Genomic DNA, 23,010 nt, shown 5'->3' on the forward strand with positions numbered 1-23,010 from the left:
AGGACCTGCGCTCGGAGGGGGGTGCAGGTCCTTCGTCGTGTCGCTGGGGGGTTACTTCTTCGGCGGTACCGCCGGCATCCCCACGAACGGCAGCCTCAGCGCGCCGAAGGCGTCCGCCGGGACGACGGGCGAGCGGGGTTCGACCGGCTTCAGTCGTTCGTACGCGGCTCCCGGCGCCGGACGCGGGTCCGCCTCGCCCTTGTTGGGCCAGTACGACATCGCTCGCTCGGCCTGGGCCGTGATGGTCAGGGATGGATTGACGCCGAGGTTCGCGGAGACCGCGGCGCCGTCGACGACCGAGATGCCCGGATGCCCGTACAGCCGGTGGTACGGGTCGATGACGCCCTCGTCGGGTGAGGCGCCGATCGGGCAGCCGCCGAGGAAGTGAGCCGTCAGCGGCGTACCGATCAGCTCGCCCACATTGCTGCCCGCGAAGCCGTTGATCTCCTCGGCGATCGCCGAGGCCGCCTCCGAAGCCGCCCTGATCTGCTTAGGGTTGGGGGCCCCGTGCCCCTGACGAGCCGTCAACAGGCCTTTCCCCGCGCCCTTCGGTTTCAGGTAGGTCGTCAGGGAGTTGTCGAGGGACTGCATGACGAGACCGATGATCGTCCGCTCCGACCAGCGGCGGTAGGACAGCGAGCGGAGCACGAGCAGCGGATGCCGGGCCGCGTGGGACAGAAAGCCGAGGACCCTCGACGACCGTTCCGCGTACGGGACTTGGACGATGGACAAGCCGCCCATCGAGTTCGAGCCCTTGCCGTAACGGACCGGCTCGATGTGAGTGTTCGGGTCGGGGTGGATCGAGGAGGTGATCGCGACCCCGCGGGTGAAGTCGGCCTTCGCCTCGCCGGTGACCTTGCGATAGCGCCGGTTGTCGGTCTGCGCGCCGACCAGGGCCTCGGAGTTGGTACGGGTCAGATCGCCCAGCCTGCCGGAGAGGTACGGGAGTTGGCCGCCCGCCTTCATCCGGTGCAGCAGGGTCTGCGTGCCGTACGTACCGGCCGCGAGGACGACCCGGCGGGCCCTGAAGACCCGCCCCTCACCCTTGCGCTTCTGGTCGGTCGGGAGGGTGGCGACGGCGTAGCCGCCCCGCGAGTCGTCCGTGAGCGAGACGACCGTCGTCATCGGGTGGACGACCGCGCCCGCCTTCTCGGCGAGGTACAGGTAGTTCTCGACAAGGGAGTTCTTCGCGCCGTGCCGGCAGCCGGTCATGCACTCCCCGCACTCGGTGCAGGCCTTGCGGGCGGGGCCCACGCCGCCGAAGTACGGGTCGTCGACCTGCTGTCCGGGCCCGGCCTTCGCCCTCCCGTCGGCGTCCTCGCCGTCACCGAAGAAGACGCCGACCGGCGCCAGATGGAAGGTGTCGCCCACGCCCATCCGCTCGGCCGCCGCCTTGAGGTGGACGTCGGACGGCGTCATCGTCGGGTTGAGCCGTACGCCGAGCATCCGCCGCGCCTGGTCGTAGTACGGCTTCAGCTCCTCCTGCCAGTTGGTGATGTCCTTCCACTGTGGGTCCTCGAAGAAGGGCTTCGGCGGTACGTAGAGGGTGTTGGCGTAGTTCAGCGAACCGCCGCCGACGCCCGCGCCCGCCAGCACCATGACATTGCCCAGGAGATGGATGCGCTGGATGCCGTACATGCCGAGTTTCGGCGCCCAGAGGTAGTTCCTGAGGTCCCAGGAGTTCTTGGGCAGCGTGCCGGGCGTGAAGCGGCGGCCCGCCTCCAACACGCCGACGCGGTAGCCCTTTTCGGTCAGGCGCAGGGCTGTGACCGAGCCCCCGAAGCCGGAACCGACGACGATGACGTCATAGTCGTACGCCTCGTCGTCCCGCTCTTGGACAGAGTTCTCCTGCGACACGTGCTCTCCTCATTGAGAACCATTCGAGAACCATTTGAGAACCGGTGACTCCTAGCGGAAGCGCAACGCCTTCATCACCCGCAGGCTCCGGCTCATGAACGCCGCGTACTTCTCGTCGTCCATCCCGAACGACGGCGCCAGCGGCAGCAGCCGCTGGTGGGCGACGGTCTGCGCCTCGGTGTACTTGAGGATGCCCTCGGAGCCGTGGCGGCGGCCGAGACCGGAGTCCTTCATGCCGCCCATCGGTGACTGGAGACTGCCGTACGCGGCCGCGTAACCCTCGTTGATGTTGACCGTCCCGGTACGCAGCCGGGCGGCGATCTTGACGCCGCGGCGGCCGTCCTTCGTCCAGACCGCCGCATTCAGGCCGTACGGCGTGGAGTTGGCCTGCTCGATCGCCTCGTCCTCGTCCTTGAAGCGGTAGACGGAGACGACCGGGCCGAAGGTCTCCTCGTTGCAGACGGCCATCGGCGGCTCGACGCCGTCGAGGATGGTGGGCTCGAAGAAGTACGGGCCGATGTCCGGGCGGGCCACGCCGCCCGCGACCAGCTTGGCGCCCTTGGCGACGGCCTCGTCGACGTGCCGGGTCACGGCCTGGAGCTGGCGTTCGCCGGCCAGCGAGCCCATCTCGGCGCCGTACGCGAGGGACGTGCCGAGCCGCATCGCCTTGGTGCGCGCCGCGAACCGCTCCACGAAGGCGTCGGCGACCGACTCATGGACGTACAACCGCTCGATGGAGACGCACAGTTGGCCCGCGGAGGAGAAGCAGGCACGCACCGCGCCGGCCGCCGCCTTGTCGATGTCGGCGTCTTCGAGGACCAGCATGGCGTTCTTGCCGCCGAGTTCGAGCGAGGCGCCGATCAGCCGGGCCGCGGCGCCCTTGGCGACCTCGCGGCCCGTGGGGGTCGAGCCGGTGAAGGAGACGTAGTCGGCGTGCCGGACGACCTCCGGGCCGATGACCGGGCCGTCGCCGATGACGACCTGGAACACCTCGATCGGCAGCCCCGCCTCGATCAGCAGGTCACGGGCCCACAGCGCCGTCAGACAGGTCTCCGTGTCGGGCTTCATCACGACCGCGTTGCCCGCGACGAGGGCGGGCAGCGCGTCGCCGACCGACAGCTCCAGGGGGTAGTTCCAGGGCGCTATCTGCCCGACGACGCCGCGCGGCTGGCGCAGTTCGGTGACCTTGGTGAGGGTCGGCACGGCGCCGGTGTGCCGCTTGGGCCCGAGGTATGAGGGGGCCTTGCGGCCGTAGTGCCGGGCGGCCACCGCCACCGCCTGCACCTCTTCGTGCGCGTGCAGCCGGGCCTTGCCGGTCTCCAGCTGTACGAGGTCGAGGACTTCGGCCTGACGCTCCAGCACCAGGTCGTGGAAGCGCAGGAGTACGGCGGCACGCTGCCGTACGGGCACCTGCGCCCAGACGGACTGGGCCGCACGGGCCTGCTCGAACGCCTTGCGTACGTCCTCGGGGCTGGACTCGGGCAGATCGGCCAGCTTCTCACCGGTGAACGGCGTGTGGTTGGCGGTACGCCCCGACCCGGCCACGCCCTTGGTGAGCTGAGCGACCAGCTCCGGCGTGACCACGTCGGCGGCCGTGCGGGCGCCCTCGGGGGCGGGAGCGAGGGGGTTCGTGCCGGTCTTTGCCGGGGCCTGCGAGTCCGTCATGCGGGGCAGCGTATTCCTGGGCGAGAACTTTTGGTACCCGGTGGTAACCGACTTCACGGAGTGCACACATCGCGCCAGTGGGCGCTGGCGGAGAACGCCCTGATCAGGGCATTAGCTCAAGGAACTGAACCCAAGGAGATGAGCCCAAGGTCACTGGCCCACCATCGCTCCGCTGCATCTATGCGGCAGCGGAGGGTCGGAGCTCGGGGAATGCTTCCTCCCATGTCCTGCGCACACCGCGCCCGAGCATCTTGCGCAGGATGGGCCAGGCTTCCGGCGGGCGGCGGGGTCGCGGTCGGCGACGTGCCGGGCGACGGCGTCGACACCGGGGCGGGCGTACCGCGGACGCTCAGGCGTCTGCCGGAGCAGTTGCGGGCTCAGCCTGAGCTGCCTGGGAGGACGAAGCCGTTTTCGTAGGCGAATACCACGGCTTGGGCGCGGTCACGCAGATGGAGCTTGGCGAACATGCTGCCGATGTGGCTTTTCACCGTCGCCTCGGTCACGACCAGGTGCGCGGCGATCTCCGGGTTCGACAGGCCCCTGGCCACCAGGAGGAGGGTCTCCCGTTCCCGGGGAGTGAGATCGGCCGGCAGCTTGGTGGGGGGCCGGAGCGGTTCGGTACGGGTGGCGTAGTCCTCGATCAGCCTGCGGGTGATCGACGGCGACAGCAGGGCCTCACCGGCGTGCACGACGCGGATCGCCTCCAGCAGGCGGTCGCGGGAGGCGTCCTTGAGCAGGAAACCCGACGCGCCCGCCCGTAGTGCGCCGAAGACGTATTCGTCCAGGTCGTAGGTCGTGAGGATCAGCACCCGGGGCGAGGATCCGGAGGCGGTCAGCCGGGAGGTGGCCTCGACACCGTCCATGCGCGGCATGCGGATGTCCATCAGGACCACGTCAGGGCGCAGAGCGGCAGCCTGGGTGACTGCCTCGTGGCCGTCGGCGGCTTCGCCGACGACCTCGAGGTCGTTCTGGGTCTGCAGGAACAGCCGGAAGCCGGTGCGGATCAGCTCCTGGTCGTCGACGATCAGAAGGCGGGTGGTCATGCCGCATCCCCGACGGGGAGCCGGGCGGTCACCAGGAATCCGCCGGCGGTATGGCGGGCGTCCAGGCTGCCGCCTGTCACCGCCGCACGCTCCCGCATCCCGAGGATGCCGTGCCCGGCGGCCGACGGGACCGGGTCGCGGCCGCCGCCGTCGTCTTCGACCGTGACGTCCAGCTGCGTCCGGCCGTAGTGGAGCGTCACCGTGACCTGGGTGGGGTCGGTGTGTTTGAGCACGTTGGTCAGCGCCTCCTCGACGATTCGGTAAGCCGACAGCTCGAGGCCGCCGGCCAGCGGCCGGGCCTCGCCGGTGAGCTCCAACCGCACGGGCATCCCGGCTGTCCGGTATCCGGAAACCAGCTCGGCGAGCTGGTCGAGCGACGGCTGCGGTCGCCACTGCGCGTTGTTGTCCGACGTGCGCAGCAGACCGAGGATCCGGCGCAGCTCGGCCAGGCTCTGTTCCGCGTTGGTCTCGACCCGTTCCAGGGTCTCAGCCGCGACCTGGGGCTCGGTCGGCAGGACGTCCCGGGCGCCGCGCACGCCGATCAGCATGACGGTGACCGAATGGGCGACGATGTCGTGGAGTTCGCGGGCGATGGAGGTGCGTTCCCGCTGTGCCGCGATCTGGTCGAGCTGCTCGCGCTCGCGTTCCAGGGTGGCCGCGCGGTCCTCCAGCGCCCAGGTGTAGCGCCGCCGGGTCTGCAGGTACGAGCCGAGGGCCCACGCGCCGATCGGGATGGGCAGCGAGGAGATGCTCGCCAGAAGCAGGAACAGCGCCGTCGGGACGAGCGCCGCCACCGAGACCCTTCGGTCACGCAGGTCGGCGAGCGAGGCAAGGGCGACCACGACGGGCGCCCCGCCCGGCGAGTAGCCCAGCGGTACGAGCACCGCGGCACCTGCACAGGCCGCGATGAGCACCGCCAAGGGCGCGCGGCGGCGGACGAGCAGGACGGAGCCGGCAAGCACCGTCACCACGACCGGGATCACGCCGACCGGGATCACGCCGACCCGGATCACGCCGACCGGGGTGTCGCCGTCGAAGAGCTGCCCCAGCTCCACTCCGGTCGTGATCACCGCCAGCGCGAGGTCGAACAGCGCCGAGCGGCGCGCGACCAGCAGGTCGTACGCCGCCCGGGCCCACTCAAAGAGCCGGTTCACGCCAGATCGCGCCGTCGCTCGACGATGACCGCGACAAGCGTGACCGCGACCGTCCATGCGGCCAGTACCCATCCGGCCGAGACCACCGACAGGGTCGTGTGGTGCGTCATCCGGCTCAGAACTCCGGCCGCGCCGAACGGCGTGAGGTTGACACCCGATTCCCAGATGTCGGACAGCAGCGGGACCACGGCGAAGTTCACGATCAGGAGGACGACCACTCCCAGGACCGGGCTACGGATCAGAGCGCCGAGGGCGGCACCCAGGATCGCGGACAGGACGAACGCCACGAGGTTGCCCGCCACGACGGCACCGACGTCTCCCGAGGTGAGATCGGGACCCGGGTGGTCACTCAGCAGCGGCAACGCGAGCCCGACCGACACCATGGTCGTCAGCGTACCGAGCAGGAGCCCGGTCAGCGCGTAAGCGGCAATTCTCGCCGACAGCACGACCCCGCGGTGACGGCGGCCCACAAGAGCCGCCGGTGCGGCCGTCCGGTGCCGATACTCCCCGGCCGTACCGACCAACCCCCAGAGCAGAAGCAGGATCGGCAACGCCGACAGGGCTTCCTCCTTCTCGGGCACCTCGTCCAGCGTGCCCGACCACACCGCGACCGCCAGGACGTTGAGGACCGCGAACGCGACCCCGCCCACCGCGAAGCCCAGCACAGTCCGGGTGGTCACGGTCTTGATCAGTTCGCCTCGCAGCAGATGGCTCAACGGTCCGACCCTCCCGTAAGACCGAAAAACGCATCCTCCAGCGACGCAGTCCGCTGGACGATCTCCTCCAGCAGGACGCCGTCGCGGTGGGCCAGCCGTGCGACCTCCGCGGCGTCGAGCCCTTCGACCAGCAGCCCGCCTCCGTCCTCGCGCTTCGTGCGGCCACCGGCCGCAGCCACCAGCCCCGACAGGCGCTCGGCCTCGGCGGTGCGTACGACGACCACGCTCTCCCCGGACCGTTCGAGGTCCCTGATCGCGCCTTCGTGAACCAGCCGGCCCCGGTCGATCATGATCACGTCGTCGACGGTCTGGGCCGCCTCACCCAGCATGTGGCTGGACAGCAGGACCGTGCCACCGTTCGCGGCCCGATCCCGCAGCAGCGTGCGCAACCAGCGGATGCCCTGCGGGTCCAGACCGTTCACCGGCTCGTCCAGCACCAGGATCTCCGGATCGCCCAGGAGCGCCGCGGCGAGCCCGAGCCGTTGCCGCATGCCCATCGAATACTTCCCGACCCTGCCCCGGGCCGCCTCCTCCAAGCCGACGAGTTCCAGCACCTCGCCGACCCGGCGGCGGGGCAGCCCGGCCAGCGCGGCCAGCGACCGCAGGTGCGCCCGACCGGTCCGGCCGGGATGGGCACCGCACGGCTCGATGTGCACGCCGAGCAGGCGGGCGTCGGGCCTGATCGTCGTGACTGACGTGCCCCGTACGAACGCCCGGCCCGCAGTCGGCCGCGCCAGTCCGACGACCGCTTTGAGCGCGGTGGTCTTCCCTGCCCCGTTCGGGCCGAAGAACCCCGTCACCCTTCCGGACCCGACCGTGAACGACAGGTCGTCGACTGCCGTTCTACGGCCATAACGCTTGGTCAGCCCTTCGACCCTGATGGCTGCCGGGTCTCCAACGAATGTTCGTGAAGAAGTCATGCCCGAAGCTTCCGATGTGGTGATCTCCCAGTCATCCGCCCACGGTCGAAACCCGAACTCCCACCAGGGGAGGAGACCACCGCTGGGCGCTGCCCGACTTCCATCCGTCCGTCGGCCGACGCACATCCGGCAGCTGACACACATTGACGAGGCCAAACCATCCGCGCCCGGGCCGGGCAGCCGGCACAGACTGGATTATTTTCGGAGAGGCACTCAGTGGCCCGTTGCCCGCACAGGTGACGGGCCGGATCGGCTCATCGAGGGTCGGCGTTCTGAGACCAGGCTCGCTGGATCGTCCGGTAATCGATCACAGCGATGTCCTCCTGCTGCAGAACTTCACGGGCCTGTCACAAGCCCTGGCGTGCTCGACGCGACCGCGGAAACCGAGGCCAGTGGCGTGAGGTACTACCCTCCCAGCCCGACAGGCCGTCCGCGACGGGACGCGTCCTCGGTTGCACAAAACGGCTCGCGCTTGGCGGCCACCGGCGCGATGCTGTCACGATGCCCGCAGAGACGGCTTACCACGACGAAGTCGGCGACTACTTCGCAAAGAACGCCGACACCAGCCCCTACAACGCACACACCGACCGGCCGGCGATGCTCGCGCTGGCGGGGGATGTTGCCGGGCTGAAGATTCTCGATGTCGGCTGCGGGGCCGGGCACTACGCGGCCGAACTCCTGTCGGGTGGTGCCGAGGTAGTCGGAATCGACGGCAGTGCAACTCTGCTGAGTCACGCGCGGGAGCGATTGGGTGACCGGGCCGAACTGCGCATGCACGACGCGGAGAAGCCGCTGGACTTCATCGACGACGCGTCGTTCGACGGAGTCGTGTGCGCATTGATGCTCCACCACATCGCCGACCGGCCGCGTCTCCTCGGTGAGCTACGACGCGTCCTGCGTCCGGGCGGGTGGCTGCTGATTTCGACGACCCACCCGACGGCTGACTGGCGCAAATTCGGTGGCTCGTACTACGCCGACGACTGGGTTGATCTCCCGCTCGCCGGAGGCCCGTTGGCAATCCGCTACCAACGCATGCCGCTGGAAACATTCCTGAACGAGCTGCTGACCGCCGGATTCATGCTTGAAAGACTCGTCGAACCTCGCCCAACGCCTGGCCTGCGAGAACTCGATGCAACGGCCTACGACAAGCTCCACCAAGCTCCGTGCTTCCTCGCTGTCAGACTGCTGCGGCCCTGACAGCACGCGATCCGCGCCTCCTCAGCGAACATGCACGGCGGAAAATACCCTGATCAGGACATCAGCCCGCCATCGCCTTGCCCACCTTGAGGCGATCGCGCGCGCCCTCGAACAACGAGGTGCCGCGTTTCTCGTCCTGCGTGCCCTTCGGCATGTCCACGCGCAGCTCGTAGTACTCCTTGGCGTCCGTGGCGATCAGCAACTGCATCACGCGGTACTTCTCCTCCTTCACCTCGTACTCGGTGTCGAGGAGCCTCGCCTCGTAGCCGTGGAACGTGGTGGGTCCGGACAGCGTTTTGGCGAAGTCGTCGGCGTAGGAGAGCGTGGCCTCGTCCGCCCAGGAGTCCATGGGCGTCGGCACGGCGTCCTCGCGGGTCAGCCGGAGCTGGACGGTCTTGTCGCCGTAGATCACCGTGCGGGAGGGGTTGCGGCGGTCCGCACCGGAGTCGTTGCGGTCGACCAGCGGAGTGCCGGCCGGTACGGACAGGATGGCGTCCAGGTCCCTCTCCGTGTGGATGGTCCAGCCGTTCACGGTCGGGGACGAAGGGGAGGCAGACGCCGAGGGGGCGTCGCCACGACTCTGTGCCTCCGTCCTCGGGTCACCGCCCCGGAAGGAGATCCCGAGCCATATGCCGCCGGTGAGGAGAACGGCACCGGCGACGCAGGCGGCGAGGAGACGAAGGCTGGGGCGTCGTCGGCGTACGGAGCGATGGTCGGGCTCCGTCGGGGACTGCGCGGGTGGGGCGGGCGGGGGTCCGGCCGTCTCGGTTCTTGCCGTGTCCGGCGACGGCAGTCCGGACCGTACCGTCTCGGTGTAGCCCGCGAACTCCGGTGAGGCGGAGGGCGGTTGGGACTTCCAGGGCGTGTCGGTGACGACAGGTACGGTCCAGCCCTCGGCGACCGCCTCCAGCACCGCCGCGCTCTTCGCGGCGTCCGGTCGCTGCCCGGGGTCCTTGGCCAGCAGCTGGGTGATCAGCGGGGCGAGGTCCCCGGCCTGCCGCGGTTCCGGCGGCTCGTCGGACAGGATCGCGGCGAGCGTGGACTCCACGGTCGTACGGCGGAAGGGGGACCAGCCCTCGACGGCGGCGTACAGCAGAACGCCCAGAGACCAGAGGTCGGAGGCGGGTCCGGCGCCATGGCCCGCCATGCGCTCGGGCGCGATGAACTCGAGCGAGCCGACGAACTCGCCGCTGGCGGTGAGGGATTCCTCGCCCTGGATGTGCGCGATGCCGAAGTCGGTGAGGACGACCCGGCCGTGGGGGCCGAGCAGCACGTTGGCGGGCTTCACGTCCCGGTGCACGATCCCGACGGAGTGCGCGGCGTGCAGCGCGCCGACGATCGCGAACCCGATGCGCGCGGTGTCGGCCGGCTTGAGGGGGCCACGCCGCAGTACGTCGTGCAACGACTCGCCCCGGATCAACTCCATGATGATCCACGGCAGTCCGTCCTCGACGACCACGTCATGGATGGCGACGGCGGCGGGATGGTCGACACGCGCGGCGGCCCGCGCCTCGCGGTAGAGGCGGTTGGCCGCGCGCTGGTGGGCATCGTCCTCGGGATCCCCGGGTAACCGCGGCTGCTTGACGGCGACTTCGCGCCCCACCAGTTCGTCCCAGGCCCGCCATACGGTGCCCATGCCGCCGGAACCGATGCGCTCGGTCAGCCGGTAGCGGCCGCCGATCAGCCGGCCCACGTCAGTTGTCATGCACCATCAGTATCGTGTGGCCTCAGAGCTTGTCGATGTCGAGACTGGCGATGGCGGTCTTCGCGATCTCGCGGCCCTCGTCGGTGAAGTATCCCTTGCCCGGGTAGTCGATCCAGAGCCGGTACATGTCACCGTTCTCGGCCTTGTAGTAGAAGATCCTGGCCTCGCGCAGACGCGGGCTCTGCGTGTCCGTGTTGGTGTAGACGACGGTGTTCTCGGCGGCCTTCTGCTCCTTGTACGTGGCCTCCTTCGGTTCCCCCTTCGGAGCTGGGGTGTCGGCCATACCGGACCCGTACTCGCCGTCCTTGTACGTGGCCCAGTCGGCGAACGCCTTGGCCGAGGCCGAGTCAGGGATCTCGCCGTTCGTGTCGTCGGCCTTCCGGTCGAGGTCCACGCTGATCCAGACACCGCCGCTCGGGTCGGAGAACGAGACCACGGTGCCGTCCGAGCCATCGGCGGGCTTGTCCCTCACGAAGTCGGCGGGCACGCCGACGCTCGCACCGATCTTCGGCAGATCCTGCTGCTTCCAGTCGTCCGGCAACGGCCCCGCGAACGGGTTGCCCATCCCCAGGAACGCCGTGACCGCTGTAGCCACGACGAGCCCGGTGGCGATCCCGATCCACCCCTTGCGGCCGATACGGACCGACTTGCCAACGGGCGCCGCGCTTTGGAGGACCTTGGTCTCCTGGGGCGGCTGGGCGGCCTGTTCCAGGAGCCGGCGGACCTGGGCGGCGTTCGGGCGGCGGGCCGGGTCCTTGTTGAGGAGGGCGTTGATGGCGTCGGCGAGCGGGCCCTTGGCCGCGTTCGGTGCGGCCGGCGTGGCGTTGAGGACGGACTGGAGGGTCGCGGGCGTGTTGGTGCGGCGGAACGGCGAGATGCCCTCCGTGGCCGCGTACAGGACGACGCCCAGCGACCACAGGTCGGAGGCGGGACCCGGCCGCTGCCCCAACACCCGCTCAGGCGCGATGAATTCGGGCGAACCGACGAAGCCGCCGGTGTCCGTCAGGTTCGTCTCGCCCTCGATCTGGGCGATGCCGAAGTCGGTGAGGACGACGCGGTCGTGCGGGCCGAGCAGGACGTTGTCGGGCTTGACGTCGCGGTGCAGGATGCCCGCCGCGTGCGCGGCCTCCAGCGCGCCGAGGACGTCGAGGCCGATCTTCGCCGCCTCGCGCACCCCGAGGGTGCCCTCCTGCAAGGCGGCGCCGAGCGAACGTCCCTGCACCAGCTCCATCACGATCCACGGCTGGCCGTCCACCACCGCGACATCGTGCACATTCACGACAGCCGGGTGATCGAGCCGGGCCGCGGCGCGCGCCTCGCGGCGCATGCGCTCGAAGGCGTTGGCGCGTTCGCGTTCGGGAAGATGATCCGGTACGCGGGGCTCCTTGACGGCGACCTCACGGTCCACCGTCTCGTCCTTGGCCTGCCATACGGTGCCCATGCCGCCATGACCGAGCTTGCCGAGCAGCCGGTAACGACCGGCGATCAGACGTCCGGCGCCGGGCTCCTGCTGCACCTGCTGCGTCTGCGGCACCTGCTGCTCGGGCACGACCTGGGTGGGCGCCGCGTAAGGGTTGCCCGGGTACGGGACGCCGGCGGGCTGCGGTGCGCCGGGCGGCGGTCCGGGCACACCTGTCTGCGGCGGTTGCAGATCGAAACTGGTTGGCTCGTTCGACCCGTAAGGGGCTCCCCCGTTGCTGTTCATAAGAACCATCCATATCGCGCCAGATGGCGAGCTTCCACCCCTAATGCCTACCGGTCACACACCCGTGACGCACGACGTTCCTTATGTTCCCTTTACGGGATTCTGGGCGGCCGGTTACGGGATTCTGGGCGGCCGGTCCGGCGACGGAGTCGTGTCCACGGTGGACGTCGGCGAGCGCGTGCCGGTCACCGTGGGCGTGTGGCTCGTCGGCGGACCCGTACCGGGGCTGGTCTCGGGCGCCGAACTCGTGGGCGGCGGCGTACGGTCGTTGTCCCCGCCCCCTCTCATCAGCAACGCGGCGGCCGATACGCCCGCCCCCGCCATCGCGGCGACCAGCGCAGCCGCGATCAGCGCCCTCCGGGCCGACAGCGGCAACGGCGACGGCCGCGCGGGCGAGGGGATCCGGAGCGGCACGGTCACCGGCTGCCGTTCCTGTACGTCCCGCCGCGTCGGCGTCGAGGGCCCGGGCGGCACCGGTGGCGTACGGCCCGTGTCGAGAAACGCCCGCAGCATCCGCTCCGCCTCCACCGAACCGAGACGCCGGTCGGGATCGCGCTCCAGGAGCCCTCGTACGACGGGAAGGATCGGCGCGGCCTCGTCCGGCGGATGGATCTCGGCGGAGACCACCGCGTGCAGAATGCCGCTCAACGAGTCACGGCGGAACGGCGATTCACCGCTCAGGACCGCACACAGCAGCGCGCCCACCGACCACAGGTCGGCCTCCGCGCCGGTGCGGACGCCGGTCATCCGCTCGGGCGCGGTGTACTCGGGCGAACCAACGAAGGACCCGGACTCGGTGAGCGTGGGGGTGCCCGGTACCTGGGCGATGCCGAAGTCGGTGAGGACGACGCGGTCGGTGCCGTTCTCGATGAGCACGTTGGCCGGTTTGATGTCCCGGTGCAGGACTCCGGCCGTGTGCGCCGTGCGCAGCGCGTTCAGCAGGTCGACGCCGATCCGGGCGGCCTCCGGCGCGTCGACGGGCCCGTGCCTCGCGATGCGGTCGGCGAGGGAGTCGCCGTCGATCAACTCCATGACGATGTAAGGGCGTTCATCGTCCTCCACGACATCATGGACGACCATGACGTTCGGGTGGCTCAGCTGCGCCACCGCCTGCGCCTCACGCAGGGTGCGCTCGCGCTGCCGCCGGGCCTCGTCCGCGGAGAGCTCCTCGTCGAGCGGAAGCTCCTTGACGGCCACCTGGCGCCCGAGCAACTGGTCCGTCGCCCGCCATACGACGCCCATGCCGCCGCGACCGAGTCTCACCTCAAGGCGGTAACGCCCCGCGATCACACGGAAGTTGGCCCCCTCGGTCCCCATGCGCCCCATCATGCCGCACCGGACGGACGCCCTCCGGGGCGGCGACCGGCCAAGTATCCCGCCGGCCCGAGACGGCCAGCGGGTTCTTGCGGGCTCCCGGCTGGCCGACCAGGGGCGATTATTTTTAGCCAGGACCGATTTTCAAACGAGCACAAAGCACGGCAAATAGCCAGGGAATACGCGCTGTTCAGGGCAAAACGGGTGGCCGGAATCATGCTGCCACGTGGATCACGGAAGCCTTATTGTTCCCTTATGGGAAACACATTGAAGCGACTTTCAGTCACGGGCATCGCGGCGGTGGCGATATTCGCCACGACCACAGTGACCAATGCCAGCGCGGCGAGTGGCGGAGCCGCGTGCTCGGTGACCGGTGCTTCGGGGAGCGCCACGTTCACCAACTGGTCAGCCAACTATGTGGACATCAGCGGTTGGGTCAAGGACACCAAAGCCGATGGTCACCATGTGGGCATTCGATTCAGATCCATAGACCACGCCACCGGATGGGTAACGGATTGGCCCTGGCGCACCGAACGCGACGGAAGCGGATCGACCACCAACTTCACCACCTACGCACGGCCCTCCGGCGATGATCTCGACTCCATCGGCGTGCAGGTGGCGGTCAGGGAAGGGAACACGATAGTCCGTTCGTGCACGGCCTGGGCCTGAGTCCTCGCGGAAAGCGGGAACTTCCTCGGTGCGTGAAGGATGACGGAAAGCGCTCGGGGAACCTCGAATCGTTGACGTATCGGCCCATGCGATGTCCGCATGGGCCGATACGTTCCACTCGGATCCACTCGGATCAACCCTCCTGGAAGCTCCGCAGGATCCAGTCGAACTGCTTTCTGGTGGTGTCCCAGTTGTCGGCCGGCGAGGACGCGTAGATGGCGTACTCGATGCCGTCGTTCATGTACCCGACGTCGATCGCTCGGTAGGGCCCAGGGAAGTAGTGCGGCGGGTCCTTGGCCAGCGCGTTCCACATGTACTCCCAGCGGACGCCCGGCTCGTCGCGGAAGACCTCCTCCTTGAGGGTCAGCCGCTGGTAGCCCTGAAACCGCAGCCGCTTTGAGACCCGCTCGTCCAGGTCGGTCATGTGCTCGTACGAGGTGCGGAAGTCCGGCGCCGTGTCGACGGCGACCCGCACGAGGTGCTTGCCGTTGTCGGGCGAGAAGTCGACCTGCCGGAGGCCGTCCTGGTCGATGGAGACGGACCGCTTCCACCCCTTGGGCAGGGAGATACTGAAGCCCACCGGGTCGTCGTGCCGCTCCCAACCGGCGGGAACCGCCCTCTGATCGCCCCCGTCGCTCGGCGTGGCACTGGGGCTGGGGCCGGCACTGGTACCGATCAGCGGACCCGACGGTGCAGAGGCGGGGTTGCCCGAGCTGCCCGTGCCGAACTGCTGCAGCACCACCGCGGCTCCGGCGCCGATGACCGCGGCAAGGACCACGACGAGGGCGAGGGTGCGGCCACGCCGGCGCCCTCGCGCGCCGGCCGCCGGTCCGGACGTCGGGGGATTCTGCGGGTGATTCGTCGGGTGATTCAAGGTGGCGGCGGCCGGATCGGGCGCCGGCTGGCCATGGGTGCCGTAAGTGCCACTGATTGTTGGGGTGTTCGACATGTGCTCCGTCGGCACATAGGCTTCGGCCGCGCTCGGCCTGCGCCCCTCCGCGGCCTCGGCGAGCATCTGCTCGGCCTGAGCCACATCGGGCCGTTCGGCCGGATCCTTCCGCAGCAGCGCCGTGATCACGGGCGCGAGCGGGCCCGCGTGCTCCGGCTCACCCGGCTCCTCGTCGACCACCGCCTGCATGGTGGTCAGCGGTGTGGTCCGCCGGAACGGGGATCTCCCCTCGACCGCCGTGTAGAGCGTGGCGCCGAGCGCCCACAGGTCGGAGGCGGCGCCCGGGTCGTGACCGCGTATGCGCTCAGGCGCCATGTAGTCGACCGAGCCGACGACCTCGCCGGTCCGCGTGATCGTCGTGTCTCCCTCGACCTGTGCGATCCCGAAGTCGGTGAGCAGGACACGGCCGTCCCGGGAGAGGAGTACGTTGCCGGGCTTGATGTCGCGATGCAGTACGCCGGCCGAGTGCGCGGCCCGCAGCGCACGCAGCACCCACAGCCCGATCCGTGCCGCCTCCCGGGGCTCGACGCGCCCCGAATCCTTGACCGCGTCGGCGAGCGAGTGGCCCTCGACCAGCTCCATCACGATCCACGGCCGGCCGTCGTGCTCCAGCACGTCATGCACGGTGACGACGGCCGAGTGGTTGATCCGCGCGGCAGCGCGCGCCTCGGCCCGGGTACGGGCGAGCAGTACGGCCTGATCGCTCTCGGACACGTACAGCGCGGCCGTCAGCTCCTTGATCGCGACGGCACGGTGCAACACCTCGTCATGCGCGCGCCACACTCGGCCCATTCCGCCGCTCCCGATGGAGTCGACGAGCCGGTAGCGGTTCGAGAGGAGCAGGCCCTGCATCTGATTCACGTTTCCCCGCATAGTCCTTGACAGGTTCAGATTAGGGACCGGTCATCGAACAGGGGAACCGGCGGGGGCACTCGGTACCGCACTGTGACGATCGTGCCCTGTGGGTGAGCAAGGGACTACGGGAGCTGCGGGAACAGCGGGTCCGGCGGGGTCGATCGGTGAAGCAGTCGGTGGGGCGATCCGGCCGTCGATCGGTGACCTGGTAGGTGCGTCAACCGGTGATCTGATAGGTGGCCGACGCCTGCTCGTACAGCCGTGACACCTCGTCCCGCTCGGCCTCCGGACCGCGCAACTGCACCACGTGGTAACGGCCGTCGACGAGGATCGCCAGATTGCGTACGTATATCTCGCGTCCCTCGGCGTCCTGCCAGGTGAACTGGCCCTCGGCCATGGTCCGTCCGCCCACGTCGATCCGCCGCATCCCGCTGGACGTGGCCCAGGTCGAGTCGCGGAACGGCTGCAATTCCCGCTCCTCCTCCCGCTGGTACGTCATCGGATCGTCGCCGTATTCGCTGGTGGTGTCGCGCCCGGGCACGATGAGCAGCTCGAAGTTGCCCTGGGAGTAGATGACTTGACCGCTGCCGTTCTTGGGCGTGCGGTCCCAGCCGTTGGCGACCGCGACGCTGAAGCCCTCGGAGTCCTTACGCAGGGTGAAGCCCTGCGGGAGGTCGGGGCCGGTGGTCTGCGTGCCGGAACTGGACGACTGGCTGGGGCTGTTCTCCCTGCTGGGCGTCCCGCTCGGCGTGTTGTCGGGCTGCGGATCCGTGCCCGCGTTCCCGTCCGTGCCGGGGTTCGGGTCGGTGTCGGACGAGTGCTCGGGGGCGGGCGCGGCGTCTCCGGCGGCGCCGGTCTGCGCACCGCTGCTCGCATCCGGCCCGGCCTTGGGCATGAAGACCATGGCGTACGCCACGGCCGCGGCCAGCGCCAGCAGTATCAGCAACAGCAGGGTGCGGCCGAGACGGCGGGGTTTCGGCGCCTTCTCCTGCCGCTTGTGACGGCCATGCCGGTCGGGCAAGCCGGCGCGGCGCTTGCGGACGAGCTCGCCCCGGCGGCGTACGACGGGCAGGCGCCTGGCATCCACCGGCGGCGCCGCCACGATATGCGTCCCCGCCTCCGGCTCGGGCGCCGACCGTACGAGCGAACGCAGCCAGCCGCGCAGCTCCTCGAAGTCCAGCCGCTCCGTGGGGTCCTGACGCAGCAGCGACTCCACGACCGGCCTCAGCGGCCCGCACTCCTCCGCGAACGCGGGCGGCTCCGCACACACCAGCTGCACGAGCTCGGCGGTGTTCTCCTCCGGATACGGCGCATGCCCCTGCACGGCCCGGAAGAGCAGCGCCCCCAGCGCCCACAGGTCGGTCGCGGGCCCGATCGGCGCCGCCAGCTGCCAGTTCTCGTGCACCGGCCCGGCCTGTTCGGGCGCCCACCGCTCGGTGACCGGTCCCACGACCGCCATGCGGGCCTGGCGGGCGCGCTCGGCGGCGAGGGCGGTGGTGGGACCTCGGTGGGGCGTGCGCTCGGGGACGAGGTGGGTCCAGCGGGTGGGTGGAGCGGAGGTGGGCTGATGGGGGCCGGTGCGGTGGTCGGGGGACTGGGTGGGTACGCCGCTTGCCTCGGGGGCGGCTCCGTTTCCCGGTACGTCGGTTCCGGTGCCCGATGTGCTCATTCTGTTGCCCGGTATGCCCGTTCCGGCTCCGTTCGCGTTGCCCGGGAGCGCGGGGGCGCCGGCGCGGGGTACGGCGCCGTGCCAGGGGTTCGACCGGCCCACTCCGTACGGGTCGGCGATCTGGCCGGGCGGCGGAGTGTGCTCCGTGCCGTACGCGGAGGTCTGCCCGGCCTCGGCGTCACTCTCGGCGGGGCGGGGCCGCGGGGCGGGCAACGCTGTGTTCTGTCCGTGCCGTCCGTCCCGCTGCTCCTCGTGCACACGCGCCGCGGCCCGCGCACCGGCGCGATAGGCCGCGATGGCTCCGGCCCGGGCCGCCCGCACGTCGTTGCTCGGCTCCAACTCCCGCCGCCCCGCGACCGGCGGCTGCGCCATGGGCGCCGCGGCTCCATTGCCGCCGGGCGCCGCCTCTACGGCGGACCGGTCGTCACCGGGGGCACGCGTACTGGGCACAGGGGGCGAGCTGTAGTGACCGGGGCCACCGGGCTGACCGTACGGGCCCGGCGAACCGGCCGGGCCGGCGGCCGTTCCGGAAGCGGAACCGGAATCGGCCCCCTCAGGGCCCTCGCCTCCGTCACCCTCCGCAACCGGCACCGGGTCGTACCCGCACAGCGCCTCCTCGGCCGCCCCGGCCGCGAGCCCCGTGAGCATCACCCGGCCGTCGTCGCAGACCAGCACCGTACGCACGGTGATGTTCCGGTGGACCCAGCCGTGCGCATGCAGCACCCGCAACGCGGTCAGCACATCGGCGGCGACCTCGGCGGCCCGGTACGGACTCAGCGGGCGCTCCGCGAGCAGGGCCGCCAGCGGCCGGGCGGGCACCAACTCGCTCACTATCCACAGCGACCCGCCCTCGGCGAACACGTCGAAGACCTGGTCGAGCCGGGGATGGTCGGGTATCTGCGCCGCCGCCTGCGCGGCCTCGATCGCCCGGCGCACGGCGGGCTCGGTGGGCCGCCGCGTGGGCCGCGCGGCCGACCGCCGCACCCCGCCGTCCCGCGCCACGAACCCATCGGGCAGACCGTCGGCGTCGATCACCTCCGCCTCGACGACCTCGGGCAACGGCACCTGCCTGACCAGCACTTCCTGCCCGCTGTAGGTGTCGAAGGCCCGGCTCTCGGCGAGTTCGTACTCGTCCGAAGGCGGCAGCGGCAGGCGGTAGCGGTCGGCGAGTACCCGTCCCGCATAGTCGTCCACGATGCCTCCCCCGGCCGCCTGGTCGGTCAAATCCGTTCGTCACACGTCCCGTTGTGGCCTCATATCCGGCTGCGTACGGTCCGCAACCACTCACGATACGTGCCGGAGGCAACCCGCAGTGAGGGGATGCGAGATCTCAAGACTCCCGTATCCCTCTTGTATCCCTCAGGACTTCGGTTCGAACGTCCGCGTGAGTGTCTGCCAGGTGTCCCTGCGAAGATCGCTGCCCCACGCCGAGTCCTTCGCGGTGTACATCAGCGCGTGACCGAGCTGGCCGTTGACGACGAACCCGCGGTCGATGGAGCGGTACTTGGTCCCGCCCTCCGTGTACGTGAACTCCCAGTCGGCCGCGTTCCAGCCGCGGTAGCCCACCTTCTCTATGCGGATCCGCTGGTACTGCGACCGCTTCATGAAGTCTTCTTGGTTCTTCCAGTCCGCCACGGGGTCGTCCTTGGGCGTGGACGTCCAGGCGACCAGCAGCTCCTGCCCGTCGGGACCGGCGAACCTGTCCCCGCTCGCGCCCGTGGACTGGTACTTCCACCCCTTCGGCAGCCCGATCGAGTACCCCTGGCTTCCCTTGTACGTCGACGCGGCGATGTCCTTCGAATCCCCGCCGCCTTCGTTCGCCCCACCCGAAGTGCTCGGGCTCGGACTCGGCGTGCTTCCCGTGGTCGGGCCTCCGGTGGCTCCGGCAGCGGACTCCGGCTTTTCGCTGCCGTCCTTGTCCGTACCGCTGTTCTCGTCCTGCTTGGTGCCGCTCCCGGCGTTCGCCCCGCTGGAGGCGGACGTGTTGCCTCCGCTGCTGTTGCCCTGGGCCCCGGCATCGTCATCGCCGTCCAGCACGACCGCGAGAATCGTGCCGAGTACGGCGAGCGCCACGGCCACCGCGACGATCACCATCGTCCGTCGCGACACCACATCGCTGAGCGGCGCCCTGGGGGTGGTGGGCGGCGGCGTCCCGCCACCGGCCCCCGAAGTCCCGCTCGCCGCAGGGGAGTTCGCTCCGCCGGAACTCAGCCCGACGGCGGCTTTGTCACGGTCCTCCGCGGGTGCTTCTGCCTTCTCCTCGGCCTGCCGCTCGGTCTTCTCCTCGACCTTCGCTCCGGCGGGCGTCTTCTCGCTCGAGGGTGCGGCGCCCTCCCCGGAGGAAACCTCGGAGTCGGCCGCGTTGGCGGAGCTGGCGGACTCGGCGGAGCCCGCAGAGTCGGTGGCGCCCGCGGACTCAGTAGAGCCCTTGGAGTCCGTGGAACCTTCGGAGTCGGTGGTGGAACCGTCGGACTTCCCGCGCACCCCGGCCACCGCCGCCGAGGCCGCCCCCGCCGAAGCAGCAGCACTCTTCCGTACGGAACGAAACGCCCCGAGCAGCCGCTCGGCCGCCTCCTCACCCTTCTTGCTCGCCTTGCTCGTCCTGCTCCCGGAACCGCCGACGGCCCCACCGCCCGAAGTCCCCTTCTTCGAGGGGGCCTCCGGCACGTCCGGCAACGGCACGACCTTCGTCGCCTCCATCGGCTCCGGCTCGGTCTCCTCGGGCTCGGGCGCGTGGATCACCTCGGTGAGCATCGCCCGCGCACCCGCCTCGTCGAGCCGCTGCTCGGGGTCCTTCACCAGCAGCCCGAAGATGACCTTCTCCAACGGCCCCGCATTCTTCGGCTGTTCGAGCGGCTCCGTCATCACCGCGGTGAGCGTCGCGATGGCGGACCCCTTGTCGTACGGCGGCACACCCTCCACCGAGGCGTACAGCAAGCCGCCGAGCGACCAGAGGTCGGCCGCGGGCCCCGGCTTGTGGCCGCGCGCCCGCTCGGGCGAGATATAGGAGGGCGCGCCGACGAGCATGCCGGTCGAGGTGATGGACGGGTCGCCCTCGACCTGCGCGATACCGAAGTCGGTGAGCACGACCCGGCCGTCCTCGGAGATGAGCACGTTCGACGGTTTCACGTCCCGGTGCAGGATGCCCTCGCGGTGCGCGGCACGCAGTACGTCGAGGACGGCGAGACCGACTTCCGCAGCGCGCTTGGGGGTGAGCAGCCCGTCCTCACGGATCGCCTCGGCGAGCGACTTGCCCTCGATGAGCTCCATCACGATCCACGGCCGGTTGTCCTCGTCGACCACGTCGAAGACCGTCACCGCGCCGTTGTTCCGGATCCGCGCGATCGCCTTGGCCTCACGCAGGGTGCGCGTGATCAGCCGCCGCTTCTCGTCCTCGTCGATGCTCGACGGGAACCGCAGCTCCTTGACGGCGACCGTCCGGCCCAGCGTCTCGTCCTTGGCCCGCCACACGGTGCCCATGCCGCCGCGGCCGAGGACTTCTCCCAGCCGGTACCGACCGGCGAGGAGACGTTCACTCTTGTCCTGACGGGATGCCCCGTCCCGCTCCGGCTCCGACATGCGTCCCCTCATGCAACCCGCCCCGACAGAGCCTCCATTGTCCCTCACCCGACGACCAGTCAGCGCCCAGGGTGCCCACAAACGGAATGCACCACCCCCAACCCCGGCGAGGGCGCCGCGCTACAGCGGCACGATGTCCGGCGCCCCCAGCCGTGCGGCGTCGGCCGTCAGGTCGTCCGGCTGCCGCTGCGACTCCCGCTCGGCCTCCACCCGCTTCTCGTAGTGCTGCACCTCACGCTCGATCTGGTCCTTGTCCCAGCCGAGCACCGGCGCCATCAGCTCCGCGGCCTCCAGCGCGCTGCGCGTCCCGCGGTCGAACGTCTCTATCGATATGCGCGTACGCCGAGTCAGTACGTCGTCCAGGTGCCGCGCCCCCTCGTGCGAGGCGGCGTACACGATCTCGGCGCGCAGATAGTCCTCAGCCGCAGGCAACGGCTCGCCCAGCGAGGTGTCCGCGGCGATGAGGTCGAGGACCTCCTCGGCGAGCACCCCGTACCGGTTCAACAGGTGCTCCACGCGCACCACGTGGAGCCCGGTTCGCGCGGCTATGCGCGCCCGCGCGTTCCACAGCGCCCGGTACCCCTCGGCGCCGATGAGCGGGATGTCCTCGGTGACGCAGTCGGCGACGCGCTGGTCGAGGCCGTGCACCGCCTCGTCCACGGCGTCCTTGGCCATCACGCGGTACGTCGTGTACTTGCCGCCCGCCACGACCACGAGCCCCGGCACCGGATGCGCCACGGTGTGCTCGCGCGACAGCTTGCTGGTGGCGTCCGACTCCCCGGCCAGCAGCGGCCGCAGCCCTGCATACACCCCTTGCACGTCGTCACGTGAAAGCGGCACCGCCAGCACCGAGTTGACGTGCTCCAGGAGATAGTCGATGTCCGCGCTGGACGCCGCGGGATGCGCCTTGTCCAGGTCCCAGCCGGTGTCCGTCGTGCCCACGATCCAGTGGCGCCCCCACGGGATCACGAACAGCACGGACTTCTCGGTCCGCAGGATCAGCCCCGTCGTAGAGTGGATCCGGTCCTTCGGCACGACCAGGTGGATGCCCTTGGACGCCCGTACGTGGAACTGCCCCCTCTCCCCCACCAGCGCCTGCGTGTCGTCCGTCCACACCCCCGTGGCGTTGACGACCTGCTTGGCGCGGATCTCGTACTCCCCGCCCGCTTCCACATCCTGCACCTTGGCACCGACAACCCGTTCGCCCTCGCGCAGGAAGCCGGTCACCCGCGCGCGGTTGGCGACCTTCGCGCCGTACGCCGCCGCCGTGCGCACCAGGGTCGCCACATAGCGGGCGTCGTCCATCTGCGCGTCGTAGTACTGCAATGCCCCGACCAGCGCGTCCTTCTTCAGGCAGGGCGCCACCCGCAGAGCGTTACGGCGCGAAAGGTGACGATGTACCGGCAGCCCGCGCCCATGGCCACGCGCCATCGACATGCCGTCGTAGAGCGCGACGCCCGATCCGGCGTACAACCGCTCCCAGCCCTTGTTCTGCAGTGGATAGAGGAACGGCACGGGCTTGACGAGGTGCGGCGCCAGCCGCTCCAGCAGCAGTCCGCGCTCTTTCAGCGCCTCCCGTACGAGCGCGAAGTCGAGCATCTCCAGATAGCGCAGGCCGCCGTGGATCAGCTTGCTCGACCGGCTCGACGTGCCCGACGCCCAGTCACGCGCCTCGACCAGACCGGTGGACAGTCCACGGGTCACGGCGTCCAGCGCGGTGCCCGCGCCGACCACGCCACCGCCCACGACCAGCAGATCCAGCTCGCCCTCGGCCATTGATGCGAGTGACTCGGCGCGCTCCGCCGGCCCCAGTTTCGCTGTCCTCACCGCTGCCTCCCGCTGTTCGTCGCGCTGGCCTCAGCTGTTCGGCGAGGCTCGGTCCACATCCCCCATGCCCAAAGTCTGACGGCGTTGCCCGACTTCGGCCACCACCCACCGCCAGCCTGTGGACAGCTCTCGGCGACTCCCAAGGAATCACAGCCTGGCAATACAGCAAATCGGTCATATTTATTC

General features: G+C 70.0%; 15 protein-coding genes. 2 read left to right on the forward strand and 13 right to left on the reverse strand.

Features of this window, described 5'->3' with window-relative positions; genetic code table 11:
- Positions 1 to 51 precede the first annotated feature (51 nt).
- The 6 genes from ACYVO6_RS02605 to ACYVO6_RS02630 form a co-directional block, all read right to left on the reverse strand.
- Positions 52 to 1,857, reverse strand: coding sequence for a GMC family oxidoreductase N-terminal domain-containing protein (locus ACYVO6_RS02605; RefSeq protein ID WP_461056769.1), 1,806 nt, complete (start codon positions 1,855 to 1,857; stop codon positions 52 to 54).
- Between the two features lie 51 nt (positions 1,858 to 1,908).
- The gene (locus ACYVO6_RS02610; protein WP_461056772.1) at positions 1,909 to 3,522 is read right to left on the reverse strand and encodes a succinic semialdehyde dehydrogenase; all 1,614 of its coding nucleotides are present in this window, start codon (positions 3,520 to 3,522) and stop codon (positions 1,909 to 1,911) included.
- A 377-nt stretch (positions 3,523 to 3,899) separates the two neighbouring features.
- Complete coding sequence (locus ACYVO6_RS02615) at positions 3,900 to 4,565, reverse strand: response regulator (protein ID WP_461056774.1); 666 nt, start codon at positions 4,563 to 4,565, stop codon at positions 3,900 to 3,902.
- Positions 4,562 to 5,719, reverse strand: coding sequence for a sensor histidine kinase (locus ACYVO6_RS02620; protein WP_461056776.1), 1,158 nt, complete (start codon positions 5,717 to 5,719; stop codon positions 4,562 to 4,564). Before ACYVO6_RS02620 ends, ACYVO6_RS02615 begins: the two co-directional genes overlap by 4 nt.
- Positions 5,716 to 6,435, reverse strand: a complete 720-nt coding sequence (locus ACYVO6_RS02625) for an ABC transporter permease (protein WP_461056778.1) — start codon at positions 6,433 to 6,435, stop codon at positions 5,716 to 5,718. The genes ACYVO6_RS02620 and ACYVO6_RS02625 overlap by 4 nt, the downstream gene beginning before the upstream one ends.
- On the reverse strand, positions 6,432 to 7,355 hold the full coding sequence (locus ACYVO6_RS02630) for an ATP-binding cassette domain-containing protein (protein WP_461056780.1): 924 nt from the start codon (positions 7,353 to 7,355) through the stop codon (positions 6,432 to 6,434). The genes ACYVO6_RS02625 and ACYVO6_RS02630 overlap by 4 nt, the downstream gene beginning before the upstream one ends.
- 501 nt (positions 7,356 to 7,856) lie before the next feature.
- On the opposite strand from ACYVO6_RS02630, the gene ACYVO6_RS02635 reads away from it, so the two are divergent.
- Positions 7,857 to 8,552: a class I SAM-dependent methyltransferase gene (locus ACYVO6_RS02635; protein ID WP_461056782.1), complete on the forward strand. Its 696-nt coding sequence runs from the start codon at positions 7,857 to 7,859 to the stop codon at positions 8,550 to 8,552.
- Positions 8,553 to 8,613: 61 nt separating this feature from the next.
- Here the strand turns inward: ACYVO6_RS02635 and ACYVO6_RS02640 are convergent, their stop codons facing one another.
- The 3 genes from ACYVO6_RS02640 to ACYVO6_RS02650 all read right to left on the reverse strand — a co-directional run bounded on the left by ACYVO6_RS02640 (position 8,614) and on the right by ACYVO6_RS02650 (position 13,279).
- Entirely contained in the window at positions 8,614 to 10,257 is a 1,644-nt protein-coding gene (locus tag ACYVO6_RS02640; RefSeq protein ID WP_461056784.1) for a serine/threonine-protein kinase, read from the reverse strand.
- Between the two features lie 22 nt (positions 10,258 to 10,279).
- Entirely contained in the window at positions 10,280 to 11,962 is a 1,683-nt protein-coding gene (locus tag ACYVO6_RS02645) for a serine/threonine-protein kinase (RefSeq protein WP_461056786.1), read from the reverse strand.
- 114 nt (positions 11,963 to 12,076) lie between these two features.
- Positions 12,077 to 13,279 (reverse strand): serine/threonine-protein kinase, encoded by a 1,203-nt coding sequence (locus tag ACYVO6_RS02650; RefSeq protein ID WP_461056788.1) that lies wholly within the window; start codon positions 13,277 to 13,279, stop codon positions 12,077 to 12,079.
- 252 nt (positions 13,280 to 13,531) lie between these two features.
- Between ACYVO6_RS02650 and ACYVO6_RS02655 the strand changes: the two genes are divergently transcribed.
- Entirely contained in the window at positions 13,532 to 13,945 is a 414-nt protein-coding gene (locus ACYVO6_RS02655; RefSeq protein ID WP_461056790.1) for a hypothetical protein, read from the forward strand.
- Between the two features lie 133 nt (positions 13,946 to 14,078).
- Here ACYVO6_RS02655 and ACYVO6_RS02660 read toward each other — a convergent pair whose 3' ends face one another.
- From ACYVO6_RS02660 to ACYVO6_RS02675, 4 genes are all read right to left on the reverse strand, one after another.
- Positions 14,079 to 15,746: a serine/threonine-protein kinase gene (locus tag ACYVO6_RS02660; RefSeq protein WP_461057044.1), complete on the reverse strand. Its 1,668-nt coding sequence runs from the start codon at positions 15,744 to 15,746 to the stop codon at positions 14,079 to 14,081.
- Between the two features lie 220 nt (positions 15,747 to 15,966).
- Complete coding sequence (locus ACYVO6_RS02665; RefSeq protein ID WP_461056792.1) at positions 15,967 to 18,612, reverse strand: protein kinase; 2,646 nt, start codon at positions 18,610 to 18,612, stop codon at positions 15,967 to 15,969.
- 165 nt (positions 18,613 to 18,777) lie between these two features.
- Positions 18,778 to 20,997: a serine/threonine-protein kinase gene (locus ACYVO6_RS02670; protein WP_461056794.1), complete on the reverse strand. Its 2,220-nt coding sequence runs from the start codon at positions 20,995 to 20,997 to the stop codon at positions 18,778 to 18,780.
- A gap of 120 nt (positions 20,998 to 21,117) precedes the next feature.
- A complete protein-coding gene (locus ACYVO6_RS02675; protein WP_461056796.1) occupies positions 21,118 to 22,824 on the reverse strand; it encodes a glycerol-3-phosphate dehydrogenase/oxidase in 1,707 nt (568 codons plus the stop codon).
- Between the last annotated feature and the right edge of the window lie 186 nt (positions 22,825 to 23,010).

The sequence above is a fragment of the Streptomyces pseudoechinosporeus genome, assembly GCF_054783935.1.

Excerpts from the sequence above, each read along its gene's own strand:
- ACYVO6_RS02610 (WP_461056772.1), bottom strand. The coding sequence starts at position 3,522 with ATGACGGACTCGCAGGCCCCGGCAAAGACCGGCACGAACCCCCTCGCT.
- ACYVO6_RS02615 (WP_461056774.1), bottom strand. The coding sequence starts at position 4,565 with ATGACCACCCGCCTTCTGATCGTCGACGACCAGGAGCTGATCCGCACC.
- ACYVO6_RS02630 (WP_461056780.1), bottom strand. The coding sequence starts at position 7,355 with ATGACTTCTTCACGAACATTCGTTGGAGACCCGGCAGCCATCAGGGTC.
- ACYVO6_RS02635 (WP_461056782.1), top strand. The coding sequence starts at position 7,857 with ATGCCCGCAGAGACGGCTTACCACGACGAAGTCGGCGACTACTTCGCA.
- ACYVO6_RS02640 (WP_461056784.1), bottom strand. The coding sequence starts at position 10,257 with ATGACAACTGACGTGGGCCGGCTGATCGGCGGCCGCTACCGGCTGACC.
- ACYVO6_RS02645 (WP_461056786.1), bottom strand. The coding sequence starts at position 11,962 with ATGAACAGCAACGGGGGAGCCCCTTACGGGTCGAACGAGCCAACCAGT.
- ACYVO6_RS02650 (WP_461056788.1), bottom strand. The coding sequence starts at position 13,279 with ATGGGGACCGAGGGGGCCAACTTCCGTGTGATCGCGGGGCGTTACCGC.
- ACYVO6_RS02655 (WP_461056790.1), top strand. The coding sequence starts at position 13,532 with ATGGGAAACACATTGAAGCGACTTTCAGTCACGGGCATCGCGGCGGTG.
- ACYVO6_RS02660 (WP_461057044.1), bottom strand. The coding sequence starts at position 15,746 with ATGCAGGGCCTGCTCCTCTCGAACCGCTACCGGCTCGTCGACTCCATC.
- ACYVO6_RS02670 (WP_461056794.1), bottom strand. The coding sequence starts at position 20,997 with ATGTCGGAGCCGGAGCGGGACGGGGCATCCCGTCAGGACAAGAGTGAA.